Here is a 529-nt window from a genome sequence, read left to right as displayed (position 1 = left end):
CGTGCTCAACACATCGTCACGTCGTGCTCGCCGAGAGCGCCGCTCGGGGTCGGTCTGGCAGCGTGCATGCGCGTAGTAGGTCGATGGAGCGATCGGCAGCACCCGGCAGATCGGCTCGACTCCATAAACCGCACGGTGTTCGTCGATGAACATCTTCATGGCTTGAAGCGGCGGTCGAGCTCCGCCTGAGCAAAATATGCGGACGCCTTGCGCAGGATCTCGTTGGCCTGACGCAACTCACGCACCTCACGCTCCAGGGACTTGATCCGCTCGCGTTCGCTGGTGGTCTGGCCTTCACGTTTGCCGCTGTCGCGTTCGGTCTGGCGCACCCAGCGGCGCAACGTTTCAGCAGTACAACCGATTTTGGCGGCAATCGAGCAGATCGCAGCCCACTCCGACTCATGGTCGTCCTGGTGCTCCACTACAAGCCGAACCGCCCGCTCACGGACTTCAGGGGAATACTTCGTCGATGATTTCATGGCTCCATCCTCTCAAGAGTTGGAGCCTCCGGGGAAGCCGGGGCGGTTCA

General features: G+C 61.8%; 1 pseudogene and 1 other annotated feature. The pseudogene reads right to left on the bottom strand.

Features of this window, described 5'->3' with window-relative positions:
• Positions 1-479, bottom strand: a pseudogene (locus NA637_RS25335) (transposase); the annotation flags it as partial.
• Positions 85-201: a sequence feature (AL1L pseudoknot), on the bottom strand. It overlaps the preceding pseudogene by 117 nt.
• Positions 480-529: the final 50 nt, after the last annotated feature.

The sequence above is a fragment of the Stutzerimonas stutzeri genome (genome assembly GCF_024448935.1).
Classification (GTDB): Bacteria; Pseudomonadota; Gammaproteobacteria; order Pseudomonadales; family Pseudomonadaceae; genus Stutzerimonas; species Stutzerimonas stutzeri_AO.
This window is presented reverse-complemented; position numbering and strand designations above follow the sequence as displayed.